The 12,695-nt window shown below is 62.8% G+C and carries 11 protein-coding genes; 6 read left to right on the forward strand and 5 right to left on the reverse strand.

Annotation, left to right across the window (positions count from 1 at the left end; all coding sequences use genetic code 11):
• Positions 1-99 precede the first annotated feature (99 nt).
• The gene (locus tag PQQ96_RS34350; RefSeq protein WP_408300769.1) at positions 100-2,091 is read left to right on the forward strand and encodes an AI-2E family transporter; all 1,992 of its coding nucleotides are present in this window, start codon (positions 100-102) and stop codon (positions 2,089-2,091) included.
• A 26-nt stretch (positions 2,092-2,117) separates the two neighbouring features.
• On the opposite strand, the gene PQQ96_RS34355 is transcribed toward PQQ96_RS34350, so the two are convergent.
• Positions 2,118-3,680: an FAD-dependent oxidoreductase gene (locus PQQ96_RS34355; protein WP_408300771.1), complete on the reverse strand. Its 1,563-nt coding sequence runs from the start codon at positions 3,678-3,680 to the stop codon at positions 2,118-2,120.
• Between the two features lie 279 nt (positions 3,681-3,959).
• Here PQQ96_RS34355 and PQQ96_RS34360 point away from each other — a divergent pair, with 279 nt between their 5' ends.
• Positions 3,960-6,128, forward strand: coding sequence for a hybrid sensor histidine kinase/response regulator family protein (locus PQQ96_RS34360; RefSeq protein ID WP_408300773.1), 2,169 nt, complete (start codon positions 3,960-3,962; stop codon positions 6,126-6,128).
• A 17-nt stretch (positions 6,129-6,145) separates the two neighbouring features.
• Here PQQ96_RS34360 and PQQ96_RS34365 read toward each other — a convergent pair whose 3' ends face one another.
• From PQQ96_RS34365 to PQQ96_RS34380, 4 genes are all read right to left on the reverse strand, one after another.
• Positions 6,146-7,165 carry a class I fructose-bisphosphate aldolase gene (locus tag PQQ96_RS34365; RefSeq protein WP_408300775.1) on the reverse strand — a complete coding sequence of 340 codons (1,020 nt, stop codon included), beginning with the start codon at positions 7,163-7,165 and terminating at the stop codon, positions 6,146-6,148.
• 64 nt (positions 7,166-7,229) lie between these two features.
• Complete coding sequence (locus tag PQQ96_RS34370) at positions 7,230-7,550, reverse strand: thioredoxin family protein (protein ID WP_408300777.1); 321 nt, start codon at positions 7,548-7,550, stop codon at positions 7,230-7,232.
• Positions 7,551-7,744: 194 nt separating this feature from the next.
• Positions 7,745-8,032, reverse strand: a complete 288-nt coding sequence (locus tag PQQ96_RS34375; protein ID WP_408300779.1) for a hypothetical protein — start codon at positions 8,030-8,032, stop codon at positions 7,745-7,747.
• A gap of 55 nt (positions 8,033-8,087) precedes the next feature.
• The gene (locus PQQ96_RS34380; protein ID WP_408300781.1) at positions 8,088-8,504 is read right to left on the reverse strand and encodes a MarR family winged helix-turn-helix transcriptional regulator; all 417 of its coding nucleotides are present in this window, start codon (positions 8,502-8,504) and stop codon (positions 8,088-8,090) included.
• A gap of 187 nt (positions 8,505-8,691) precedes the next feature.
• On the opposite strand from PQQ96_RS34380, the gene PQQ96_RS34385 reads away from it, so the two are divergent.
• From PQQ96_RS34385 to PQQ96_RS34400, 4 genes are all read left to right on the forward strand, one after another.
• A complete protein-coding gene (locus tag PQQ96_RS34385) occupies positions 8,692-9,009 on the forward strand; it encodes a DUF2628 domain-containing protein (RefSeq protein WP_408300783.1) in 318 nt (105 codons plus the stop codon).
• 173 nt (positions 9,010-9,182) lie between these two features.
• Complete coding sequence (locus PQQ96_RS34390) at positions 9,183-10,505, forward strand: sugar efflux transporter (RefSeq protein WP_408300785.1); 1,323 nt, start codon at positions 9,183-9,185, stop codon at positions 10,503-10,505.
• Positions 10,506-10,906: 401 nt separating this feature from the next.
• Positions 10,907-11,947 (forward strand): phosphogluconate dehydrogenase (NAD(+)-dependent, decarboxylating), encoded by a 1,041-nt coding sequence (gene gnd / locus PQQ96_RS34395; protein WP_408300787.1) that lies wholly within the window; start codon positions 10,907-10,909, stop codon positions 11,945-11,947.
• A gap of 15 nt (positions 11,948-11,962) precedes the next feature.
• Positions 11,963-12,667, forward strand: coding sequence for an HAD family hydrolase (locus tag PQQ96_RS34400; protein WP_408300789.1), 705 nt, complete (start codon positions 11,963-11,965; stop codon positions 12,665-12,667).
• The last annotated feature ends 28 nt before the right edge of the window (positions 12,668-12,695 follow it).

The following is a 12,695-nucleotide window of genomic DNA, read 5'->3' on the forward strand; positions in this document are numbered from 1 at the left end:
GCACGCCGACGCGTGCGGCCCGCATAGCCTGTTACGTCTGACCAAATCGAACCCGAATGGTGCCTAAGCCGTACCAGGCGGAACCGGACAGATCTGCAGATGAAGGAATTTCCTGACCCGCGTGGCGCGAGGCCACCCACCCGCGTCCAGGCCCCGCCTGGCGTCTTTGGCATTGACGGTTTGATTGCGCTTGCAGTCGGCGTCACCGTGGTTGCCTGTTTGTACTTCGCGCGTGCCGTTCTGATTCCGATCACGCTCGCGATTCTGCTCAGCTTCCTCGTCGCGCCGTTTGCCAATTCGCTTGGACGTCTCAAGCTCGGGCACGTCGCGTCTGTGTTCGCTGCGGTAGTCATTTCGGTTTCCGTGATCGTGATGCTCGGCGCGGTCATCGCCAACCAGTTGACCGATCTTGCCGTCGGCATGCCGCGCTACCAGGCAACGATCGAGCGCAAGGTGGACGCCGCACACAATCTGACCATCGGCAAGCTGAACCGTCTCGCCGACGCGGCAGGCCAGGCATTGCAACGGGCGACTATCGAGCCGTCGCAGCCGCGGACGCCGCGCGATGCCTCTTCGCCCGCGGACGTCCATGCCCCCGCGGCCATGCCAGTCGAAGTGCGCGAACCGGTGCCGACGCCGTTCGAACTCGCGCGGCGCGTGCTATCGCCGGCGATCAGCCCGCTGGAGACGGCGTTTATCGTGTTCGTGGTGATGGTCGTGATCCTGCTGCAACGAGACGATCTGCGCGACCGCGCGATCCGGCTGTTCGGCTCACGCGATCTGCACCGCACGACTACCGTCATGGACGAAGCCGCGCGACGCCTGAGCCGGTACTTCGTATCGCAACTCGGTGTGAATGCGGGCGTAGGCGTGGTGATCGGAGCCGGCTTGTTTCTCATTGGCGTGCCGAGTCCGATCTTGTGGGGAATTCTCGCCGCGTTGTTGCGGCTCGTGCCCTACGTCGGCATCTGGATAGCTGCGACGCTTGCCACCGCGCTCGCCGCCGCTGTGAGTCCCGGATGGACGATGGCGATGTGGTCGCTGGCGCTGTTCGTTACGATCGAGTTGCTGGTGGGGCAGGTGGTTGAACCGTTGTTATATGGCCGCAGTACCGGGCTCTCGCCATTTTCCGTCGTGGTTGCGGCAATTTTCTGGAGCTGGATCTGGGGCCCAATCGGGCTGATTCTGTCGACGCCTTTGACGTTGTGCCTGCTGGTGCTCGGGCGGCATGTGAGGCGCCTGGAGTTTCTCGATGTGCTGCTGGGCGACCAGCCGCCACTGACGCCAATAGAAAACTTTTACCAGCGAGCACTCGCGGGCGATCCGGACGAAGCGATCGAGCAAGCCGAGGCGCTGCTGCGTGACCGCTCGCTGTCGGCTTACTACGACGAAGTCGCCATCCAGGGCCTGCAGCTCGCGGCCAACGATGTGATGCGCGGCAGCGTGACGGCAACGCAACTTGCGCGGATCGAAGCGACCACGAACGATCTTGTCGACGGCCTGGACGGTTACGAGGACCGTGAACCGGCGCCGCCCGTTCCGGAGGATAACTGGAATGCGGCGGGGCCGAAGGTGGCTTCGGACGAGGCAGCAGGTGCAGCGCGTGCGCAGCAGGCTGCGTCAACCGGCGATAGTGAAGACGAGCGTGACGTTGATGCGGACGCGACGTCGAATCGCGTCTTGTGCATTCCTGGCCGCGGTCCGCTCGATGCGCTCGCGACAACGATTTTATTGCAGTTACTGGGCAAGCACGGGCTTGTGGGGCGCGCGTTGCCGCATGAGGCCGCTTCACGGGCATCGATCGACAGTCTCGACGCTGATGATGTGCGGATTGTCTGCATTCTCTACTTGCAGATCGATGGGATTCCTTCGCATTTACGCTATCTGGTTCGACGTGTCCGTGCCCGGTTGCCGAAAGTGTCGATCGTCGTTGGCTTGTGGGCTGCGCAGGATACGGAAAAGTGGAGCGCCGATTTGCAAAGTGCCATGGGGGCTGACTGCTATGCCAGTTCTTTGAAGGAAATATTGGCCGCCTGTCGACGGCTTGGGGCGGCCAAAGAAGATCAGGGGCTGCCTGTTGTCAATGGCTAATGTTTCTTCGGCGTCACCGACATGCTTCAATCGTCACGTGCGTCGTGTCCATCGCCCCGGATGATTTGCAACGCATCGGCGCGAGACAAACCGCGACCCATTGCTTCGAGCAAACGCGCGGTTTGCGCTTCGCGTTCGCAGGCGAGCACAGCGACCACCTTGTCGTCCTTCACATAGAGCGCGACGAATTGCTGCCGATCGAGTTCGCCGTCGACGACAACGTCGTCCCAGTCACTCGCGTGGCCAAGGCATTCGAAGCGCTTGCCGAAGTGATAGGTCCAGAAATACGGCACGCCGGCGTAGCGATGACGCGCGCCGCACATGTTTTCGGCGGCGATGCGCGCGTGTTGCTGCGCAACGCGCCAATGCTCGACGCGCAGCGGTTCCTGATCTTCGTGCAACGGAAACACGGCGATATCGCCGGCTGCGTACAGCCCGGGCGCGGCCTGCATGCCCGCATTGACGATCACGCCGCCATCCGTCTGCAGTGGCAATCCTTCGACAAAACCGGTAGCAGGGGCAACGCCGGTGCCAAGCAGCACGAGGTCGGCGCAGACATGGTCACCACCCTCGAGCATCACTGCATGGACGTTGCCTTCCTCGCCTTCAAGTGAGGCGACCTTTGTGTCGAGGCGGAACACCACGCCGTTGCGCTCGTGCAACTCGCGGAACATGGTGCCGGCGTGCTCGCCGAATTGCTTCGCGAACGGTACCTTCTCCGGCGAGATGACGGTCACTCGCGTGCCGCGCTTGCGTAGCGCCGAAGCGGTTTCAAGACCGATGAAGCTGCTGCCGAGGATCGCGACTTGCGTCTCCTTGCCGATTGCGTCGACAAGTTCGGCGGCGTCGTCCAGCGTGCGCAATACGTGAACGCCCGCCAGATCGCAACCGGGAATGGACGGGATCTTAGGCACACTGCCAGTGGCGAGCAGCGCGGTGTCGTACACCAGTTCGCCGCCGGTTTCGAAATGGATCGTGCGCCTCGGCACATCGAGCCGCGCGACCTTTGCGACGACGCGTTCAACGTAGTGCCGCTCGAGCCAATCCGGCGCAAGCAGCGGTGGCACGTCGCCTGGCGACATCTCGCCGGACGGCACGAATTTGCTGAGCGCGGTGCGATCGTAGGGCGCATGCGGCTCCTCGCCAACCAGCGTGATCAGACCAGCAAAGCCACATTCGCGCAACGCCGCGCACGCGGCGGCACCCGCTGCGCCCGCGCCGATCACCACGAAATGCGGCTTTTTTGAGGATGCATTGCATACTGACCGCGGCTGTTTCTCCGACGTCACCATGACGTCATCGCCGCTCAGCTCTACCGGATAACGATCGAGCCCGAGCAGCGCGGGCGGCTCGAGCACACTGCCGGTCGTCACGTCGAACGTTGCCTTGTGCCACGGACAGATGATCCGGCCGTTGCACAGCGCGCCTTTCTCCAGTGGGCCGCCCGCATGCGGGCAATCCGCTGCATAGGCGCGCACCGTGTCGCGGTCGCGCACCAGCAGTATGTTTTCGCCGTCCACTACGACGCGTTCGGCGCGATCCGCTCGCAGTTGCGATAGCTGGGCGACGCGTCGGGCAGGCGTTGGCATGGTCGATTCCTCGCGAGAATAAGGCATTGGCGGCACGTCGAAACGCACGCCGAGTCGCTTCGCACCGTTACCGCGGTGCAGCACGCAGCAAACGGCACAGCGGTGGACGACCCTGCGGCAGCAATCGGTGTGCCTAACTGTCGAGAACGACACGCGTGTCGTTTTCATCGCTGGGCAGCTATGGAGAAGTGCGGAAGTGCGGTAAATTCCGAGGTAGGAATTAGCGCACGAACGACCGGGGCGCGTTGTGCACCGCCCCGCGACCTGTACTCATCTTTCATGGAGATCGTGACCGTGCAACGTGCGGAGCGTGTCGCAGTCGATTTCCCGATGCCGTCGCGCAATTTCGCGGCGACGCGGCGCGTGCTTCTGATCGTGCTCGCCGTTTCGATTGTGTTTCCGCTAGCCTGCCTCGTGGGTTATGGGTATTTCGATTACCAGCGCCGGATCGCCGATTCGGATGACATGATCGACCGGCTCGCGCGCGTGACCGAGGAACAGGCCGTCAAGGTGCTGGACCTCAACCAGCAGATGGCCTCACGCATCGTCGACCTGCTCGGCAACGATGACGACGCGCAGATTCGCGCGCAGGAAGCCGGGTTGCACGACCGTCTGCGGGAAATTGGCGGCGACTTTCCACAGGTCGCGTCGATTTACCTGCTCGGTGCAAAGGGAGATTTGCTGGTATCGAGCCGCACTTATCCAGCGCCGGTCATGTCGACGAGTCAACGCGAAGACTTCAATGCCGCCAAGGCGATGCGGCCGCAACCGTTTTTCTCAAAGCCCATGTTCGGGCCGCTGTCGCAAACAAATGTGTTCAACACGGCGACCGGCCGCTCCGGCGAAAATGGGCAGTTCCTCGGCGTCGTGTCGGTCGCGCTGCGAACCGAGTACTTTTTGCGCTTCTACCGTGAGCTGACGAATGGCGATACATCGCTCTCGTTGGGGCTGTATCGTCAGGACGGCACGCTGCTGGTGCGTTATCCGGCATGGCCGGCGGGCGCCAAACCCACCCAGAATAGTGCCTTTACCGCAGCATTGCGCGACAAACAGCTATTCGGTCACATCCGCCTGAATTCCACGGTCGACGGCGTCGAACGGTTGCTGGCGTTTCGCCGGGTCGGCGACTATCCGCTCTATGTCATGAGCGCGTACGCGACTGCCTCGATCGGCGAGGCGTGGCGCGAACACTTCATGGAGATCGCGGCGATCACAGCCGTGCCTTGCGTCGCGATCTGGCTGCTGGTGTTTTTCTCGTTACGCCAGCTCGCCGGCGAGCGCCGCGCGTGGGAACGCTGGCAAGGCGAAGTGGCCATGCGTCTTTCCGCGGAAGCGTCGAGTCGGCAATTGCAGCGCATGGGTGCGCTCGGCAATCTCGTCGCCAATGTCGCGCACGATTTCAACAATCTGCTGATGGTGGTGTCAGCCAATACCGAACTGGCGCGTTTGAAGCGCTATAACAACCTGGAAAAAGAAGTGCAGGCCGTTGAACGCGCGACCGCCTCGGCGGAGTCGCTCACGCGGCAGCTGCTGAGCGTGGCGAAGAAGCAGCCACTCAAGCAGGAGCCCGTCAACCTCGCTACCTGGCTGCCGAGTGCCGCACCGCTCATCGACGCGGCGCTTGGCGATAACGTCGAAATGGCCTTGAACATGGTCGACAACGTCTGGCAGGTGCTGGCCGATCCGACCGACCTCGAATTCGCGATCATGAATCTGGCGGTCAACGCTCGCGATGCGATGCCACGCGGCGGCCGCTTCGTGATCCGTTGCCAGAACAACCGACTGGTGGGCAGCGACACCTTGTTGCCCGACGGCGAATACGTGCTGATCACCTGCTCTGACGACGGCGAAGGGATGTCCGAAGCCGTCGTCCGTCGCGCGTTCGAGCCGCTGTTCACCACCAAGCTGCGCGGCTCGGGCACCGGCCTCGGCCTCGCCCAGGTCCTCGCCATGTGCGAACAGGCAGGCGGCACCGCCAAAATGGACAGCGTACCGGGCAGCGGCACGACGGTCAGACTTTATTTGCCGCGCTATCGCGAGCGGCAGGTCGCGTCGGCGCCCGACGCAGAAACGGCGCAACTGCCGGCTCTCACTTCAAAGGGCGTCGTGCTGCTGGTGGAAGACAACGAAGATGTGGCGGCAGGCGTAGCCGCCGTGCTGGAAACCTTCGGCTGCGAAGTGCGGCACGAACCGACCGCTGACCAGGCGCTCGACGTGCTCACCGGCGGCGCGAAGTTCGAACTCGTGCTGTCCGACATCCAGATGCCGGGCAAACTCAACGGCATCGACCTCGCGGAAAAGGTGCGCAGTGCGTGGCCCGCGCAGAAAATCGCGCTAATGACCGGCTACGCCGACGAACTCGAACGGGCGCGCCGGCTCGGCGTGGCGATACTCGCCAAACCCTTCAATATCGACGAGCTGCACGCCCTGGTGGTTTGCGAACCCTGAAACGCTCGCCGTAGCGGCTAGTTCTTTTCCTGCGCTGCGTCGTACTTGCCGAGCGCCGCCTCACTGTTCAAACGGGCGCGCTTGAGCAATGCCGCCTGTGCGTCCTTAACGTTACCCGCTTCACCTCTCCATGCCTGCAGCGGCGGTTCCTGCAACGCGCGGCCATACGAGAAGCTCAGATTCCACGGCAGCGGCCCGAGGCGATTCATGGCGTCGAGATTGGCCGTTGCCTCTTCAGGCGATTGCCCACCGGACAGAAATACGATTCCCGGCACCGCCGACGGCACCGTGCGCCTGAGCACCCGCACGGTGTGCGCCGCGATATCCGCGGTAGACGATTGATGCGCATGGTCAGCGCCCGCCAGCACCATGCTCGGCTTCAACAGGATATGTTCGAGCACCACGCGATGCCGGTGCAGCGCGTTAAACACCTCATGCAACACGGCCTCGGTCACTTCCGCACTGCGTCCGATGGTGTGATCGCCGTCCATCAGCACTTCCGGTTCGACGATCGGCACGATGCCCGCTTCCTGGGAGATCGCCGCGTAGCGTGCGAGCGAATCGGCATTGGCTTCGATGGCGAGGCGGCTCGGCAGGCTCGCCGTGATGTTGTAGACCGCGCGCCATTTCGCAAAACGCGCGCCTTGCCGCTTGTAGTCGACGAAACGCTTGGCGAGGCCGTCGAGACCTTCGGTGATTTCGTCACCCGGGGCGAGCGCGAGTGGAATCTTGCCGAGGTCTACCTTGATGCCGGGCACGATGCCGTTCCTCGCCGCGAGTTGCGGAAAGGGCGTGCCGTCGTCCGCTTTCTGCCCGAGTGTTTCTTCGTAAAGGATCACGCCGCTCACGAATTCGCCGAGACCGGGTGTGGTGAGCAGCAGGTTGCGATAGGCGCGGCGGTTTTCCTCGCTGGATTCGAGGCCGATCGTCTTGAAGCGTTTGGCGATGGTCGGGCCGCTTTCGTCGGCAGCGAGAAGACCTTTGCCGGGTTGGACCATTGCATTGACGGTGGCTTGCAGCTCGCTACGGGTGTCCATGAGGTGTGCTCCCTTTAATCCGGTTTGCGGATGAAGTTTTGCAGATGTTTGCGCGACCGCCGTGTCAGAGCGACGCGAAAGCCTCGGTGATCTCCATGGCGTTAGCCGGGCGCACGATGCGGGTGACTTCAGCGCCATCGCGCATGAAGATCAGCGTGGGCCAGAGTTTGACCTTGAAGGATCGACCGAGCGGGCGGCCAGGGCCGTCTTCGACTTTGAGATGCCTGATGCCGGTATGGGGTTCGAAGGCTTTAGCGATCGACGCTTGAGCGCCTTGGCAGAAACCGCACCAGTTCGTGCCGAATTCTATGACCGTGGTGCCTGGCAGGCCGTCGACTTCGGCCCGCGAGGGCGCTTGAGGGGAATAGGGTGTTTGGGTTGCCATGGGTGCTCCGGGGCTTTTTACCGTCGCAGACAGGGTTTCCGCTTGCGCGGGGCCTCGCTGCGCGTGAATTGGGTAAAGAGTAGCAGCTATGGCCGGGATCGTCAGTCAGGGTGGCAGGGGTGTTTTCCCGCGCAGGGTGGGCCTTAATCAATATGTGGGCCCACCACGCCAGCGCGAAGCGCAAGGCACGCCAGTCATCTCGCGCATTGCTCAACCGCCAACGCCAACGCATCCTGCCCAGCGGGGTTCTGGAAAAAATCCTCGACACCGACATGCTGTTCATCCGCCAGCGCTTGCAAGCAGCGCTCGTTATTACTGCGCACGGCAGCGGGTGCGCAAACAATCGCGACACCCAGCAGGACACAAAGCGATAGCCCGATCGCGGCGCCGAAAATCCAGTTCACCGACCGCCACGTACCGCCTGACAGTCTTCCCGTGCCCTTGCGGGTTGTCGCATTGCGCTGACTCACCAGATGGTCCATCCGATTCTCCTGTTATATGATTAGCAAGACAACTATCTGATTAAAAAAAAGCGCCTTATCCAAGCGCTTTTCGCACGCCGTGCATGGACGTAACGGCCGCCTCAAACAAATCCGGCCCAATCCTGGCGCGCAGATTCTTCGCAATTTGCGCGCTGGCTTCGTTAATCGGCCGCTCAAGCGCTTTGCCCGCCCGTGTGGCATGCACGCGCCATTCGCGACCGTCGGTTTCGCCCCGGCGGCGCTCTACCAGCCCCTTGTCGCTCAGGTTATCGATCAGCCGCGTCGCAGTAGGGCGGGCAATACCCAGCAGGTCCGCCACCTGGCTGCTCAGGCAACCGGGCGTGGCCAACACGACGCGCAGCACGAAACCCTGGGGCGGCGTCAGCCCGAATTCGGCGTACACGGCGCCCCATTCGCGCTCGGCAAGCCGCGCCAATGCGGAAGAGTTGAAGTAAAGGCAATGATCGAACATGGGCTCCATTGAAACGCAATATGGTTAGCAAGGCAACTAAAATTTGACGAGATGCGCCGCAGTGCGTTGAGGGCCGCCAAACGGGCGTGTCGTCGCGCAAATTTCGCACAAACTCATGTTCTTGCCAGCGCGCCATGTTAAACGTCATGATTCGCATCTCGATGCATCATCGCGTTCAGGAAAGGAAATGGCAGAAAGGATCTACCTTCAGCGGCCCGGCCACGACGAAACCGTTGCGGTCGCCACGGGTTTCAGTTGGGGCGCGTTGCTGCTGGGCTTTATCTGGGCAATGTCGAAAAGAATGTGGTTTGCCACTTTCATCATGCTGGCGGTCAATACGCTGCTGTTTTTCTCGGGCTTGTGGGGTGAAACGATCGGCACCATCGGACTGGTGCTGTCCGTGGTGTTCGGCATTGGGTGTGGAGCCTATGGCAATCAGTGGCACCGTTGGACACTCGAAAAGCGCGGATACGTCGTCGTGCACCCGGCGGGCGAGGGCAAGTAGCGCCGTCTATGCCGCCACTTCGTCCGCAACGGCGCGCAGCATAAATTTGGGATGCAGTGATGCTGGTTTACGGGCCCGCAAGGTAAGCCGATAATGCCCCAGTTGTTCCGGCCACGAAGTTTGCGGTGCGCATGGCGCGTCGCAGGCTCGCTTTCCCAGACCCACCGCCCCCTGTGTTGAAAACCGCCCGTTTTTTCGACCTGCTGCGCATCCCTGGCTTCAAGCCGCTGGCCGCCGCCACCCTTATGCTCGGCGTGGCGATGTCGTTCACCGCACCCTATCTGTCGTTATTCGGCGTCGAACGCGCCGGCATGACGCCGCTCAAGCTCGGCATCTTCATGACGTTGATCGCCGCCAGCGGGGTGCTCGCGAGCACCTTCGCCGGCCGGTGGAGCGATGCGAGCGGACGGCACCGGCCGTTGTTGCTGGCGGCGCTGGTGGCCGCCGCACTCGGCTACCTCTGTCTATGCGTGGTGCGTGACTACCGGCTGTTGCTGGCGGTCGGGATTGTTTTTATCGGCGCGGGCGGCTCGGCCATCTCGATGGTGTTTTCGTTCAGCCGCGCGGCGCTGCCCGTGCCGGACCCCGCGGAGCGCGCGTTCGCCAGCGCCACCTTGCGGACCATTCTTTCGGCGGCGTGGGTATTCGGGCCATCGGTGGGCGCGCTGGTGCTCGCCGGCGCCGGCTTCTATGGACTCTTCCTGTTCGCGGCGGCGAGTTTCGCGGCCTGCGCGACGATTGTCTGGCGCATGCGGGAGCCGCAAGGCCATCTGGGCGATCACACGGTGGAAGACACGGCCTCCGAGCCGTCAGCCTCGATCACCGTGCCGCCGCTTACCGCACCGGGCGAAGAGGCGCACGAAGACCTGCCGGGCGTCGCCTCGCAGAACGACATCCGCCGCGCCGTGGCCGCGCTCACCTTGCTCGGTCTGGCCGCGAACGCCACCATGATCGTGCTGCCGCTTTACATCGTGCACGGCCTGAACGGCACGCATCTGGACGTGTCGGTCATGCTCGGCCTCGGCGCCCTGATGGAGATCCCGATGATGCTCGCGCTCGGCGCGAAGTCGTCGACGCTGCACAAGCCTAACTGGCTGGCCGCCTGCGCGGCGGTTCACGCCGTCTATTTCGTCGCGATGTCGATGGCGGGGAGCGTCCACGTGCTGATCCCGATGCAGATGCTCAACGCGTTCGTGGTCGCGGTGACCTCGTGCCTCGGCATGACCTATGTGCAGGACCTGATGCCGCAGTCGCCGGGCCGCGCGACTGCGCTGTTCTTCAATGCGGCGCGGGTCGGCTCCATTCTCTCCGGCGTGTTGTCGGGTTTGCTGGTGCAGGCGTTCAGCTATCGCGGCACGTTCCTGTTCTGCGGTTTGCTGGCGCTTTGCGCGCTGATGTTATTCGCCGTGCCCGGTTACCGCTATCCGCAGATGTGGCGCGCGACGCAGCGTTTCGCGCGTACGCAGTTCAGGAGGCTTCAGGCGCGGCGGCGGTAGGGCGCAGGGTTCGCACGCGGCACGCCCACCGTGCCGCGCGAACCGATCCCCATGCCGGTTCAAAGCGGCGTTGGACACGTCAGTCCGGATCTGCGAAACAGAAAGTGTAAGAAGGCAGTTAGCAGAATTAAAGCTTGCGTCCACGCTATAGCTCGCACCGGCGCACGACCGGAACTTCAGACGGCGCAAAACGTCTGCAAAGAAGCGTATCGTCATTCGATGCAGGCGGGGATGCCCGATTCAACGCACAGACGATCCAGGACTGCTACCGTGTGTCTGTCGGATCACGTAAAACGCACCTACAGTTAGAAGCGCCACTTGCCGCAAGTGAAGCGCGCGGCGCGGCCGCCGTACACCGCACCCTTTCGAGCAGCGCAACGAGACACTTTCCGGAGCGAGATATGCAGCTAGGCATGATTGGATTGGGACGCATGGGCGCGGACATGGTGCGACGCCTGACGAAGGGCGGTCAGCAATGTATCGCTTACGACGTGCAAGCGGCAGCGGTGGACAAGCTGAAACAGGAAGGCATCGCGGGTGCGGCATCGCTCGAAGACCTGGTCGCGCAACTGGAGAAGCCGCGTGCGCTGTGGCTGATGGTGCCCGCGGCGGTGGTCGACCAGACGCTCGACAAGCTCGTGCCCTTGCTGGAACCCGGCGACATTGTGATCGACGGCGGCAACTCCTATTACCACGACGACATTCGCCGCGGCGCCGATCTGGCCAAACGTCAGCTTCATTACGTGGATGTAGGCACGAGCGGGGGCGTCGCGGGCCGCGAGCGCGGCTACTGCCTGATGATCGGCGGCGAGGCCGATGTCGTGAAGCGGCTCGAACCGATTTTCTCGACGCTTGCGCCGGGCGTGGGCTCCGTGCCCGCCACACCAGGCCGCACGGCCAGCGCCAGCACGGCCGATCAGGGCTTCCTGCATTGCGGCCCGCAAGGTGCGGGGCACTTTGTGAAAATGGTCCACAACGGCATCGAATACGGAATGATGGCCGCGTATGCCGAAGGCCTGAACATTCTGCACCACGCCGACGCCGGCAAACACACTCGCGAAGCCGATGCCGAAACCACGCCGCTGCGCCGTCCCGAGCTTTACCAGTACCAACTGAATCTCGCCGAAGTCACCGAGGTATGGCGGCGTGGCAGTGTGATCGGGTCGTGGCTGCTCGACCTGATCGCCGGATCGCTCATCAGCGACGCCGATCTGCAAAGCTACGCGGGACGCGTATCGGATTCGGGCGAAGGGCGCTGGACAGTGGCGGCCGCGATCGACGAAGGCGTGCCGACGCCGGTGCTGAGCGCGGCGCTATTCGCGCGTTTCAGCTCACGAGGCGACGCGGATTTTGCGAACCGGGTGTTGTCGGCCATGCGGCACGACTTCGGCGGTCACGTCGAGAAGGCCGCCACGCCGGCCGATGATGGGCACAAGAGCTAATTCATGGGAGCCGCCATGCAAGCCGCTAACGCCAAGCCTCACGACGTCGTGTTTCTGTTCGATTGCGATAACACCTTGCTGGACAACGATCATGTGCTGGCGGACTTACGTGCGCATATGATTCGCGAGTTCGGCGAGGAGAACAGCGCGCGGTACTGGGAAATTTTTGAAGACTTGCGCGCGGAGCTGGGCTACGCCGATTACCTTGGGGCGTTGCAGCGCTATCGGCTGGAACATCCGCGGGACACGCGCCTGTTGTTGATGTCGTCGTTTCTGATCGACTATCCGTTTGCGAACCGGTTGTATCCGGGGGCATTGGATGCGATCAAACACGTGTCCCAGCACGGGCCGGCGGTGATTCTGTCCGACGGCGACGTGGTGTTCCAACCGCGCAAAATCGCCCGCTCGGGCTTATGGGACGAGGTCGGCGGACGGGTTTTGATCTACATCCATAAGGAGCAGATGCTCGATCAGGTGATGGAGTGTTATCCGGCCCGCCAGTACGTGATGGTGGATGACAAGCTGCGGATCCTGACGGCCATGAAGAAGGCCTGGGGGGAGAGGCTGACTACCGTTTTTCCTCGCCAGGGGCATTACGCTTTCGATCCCAAGGAGATCTCCAGCAATCCGCCCGCGGATGTGACGATCGAGCGGATTGGGGAGCTGGCTAATCTCGACGTCAATCTGCTTCTGAGCGGCGGGACAGCAGGGGGCGCTTAGGTTTTCTGCCTTTCGCGCGCTATTCAGC

It is taken from the genome of Paraburkholderia sediminicola, from assembly GCF_046027825.1.
In the GTDB taxonomy this organism is placed as follows: domain Bacteria; phylum Pseudomonadota; class Gammaproteobacteria; order Burkholderiales; family Burkholderiaceae; genus Paraburkholderia; species Paraburkholderia sediminicola_D.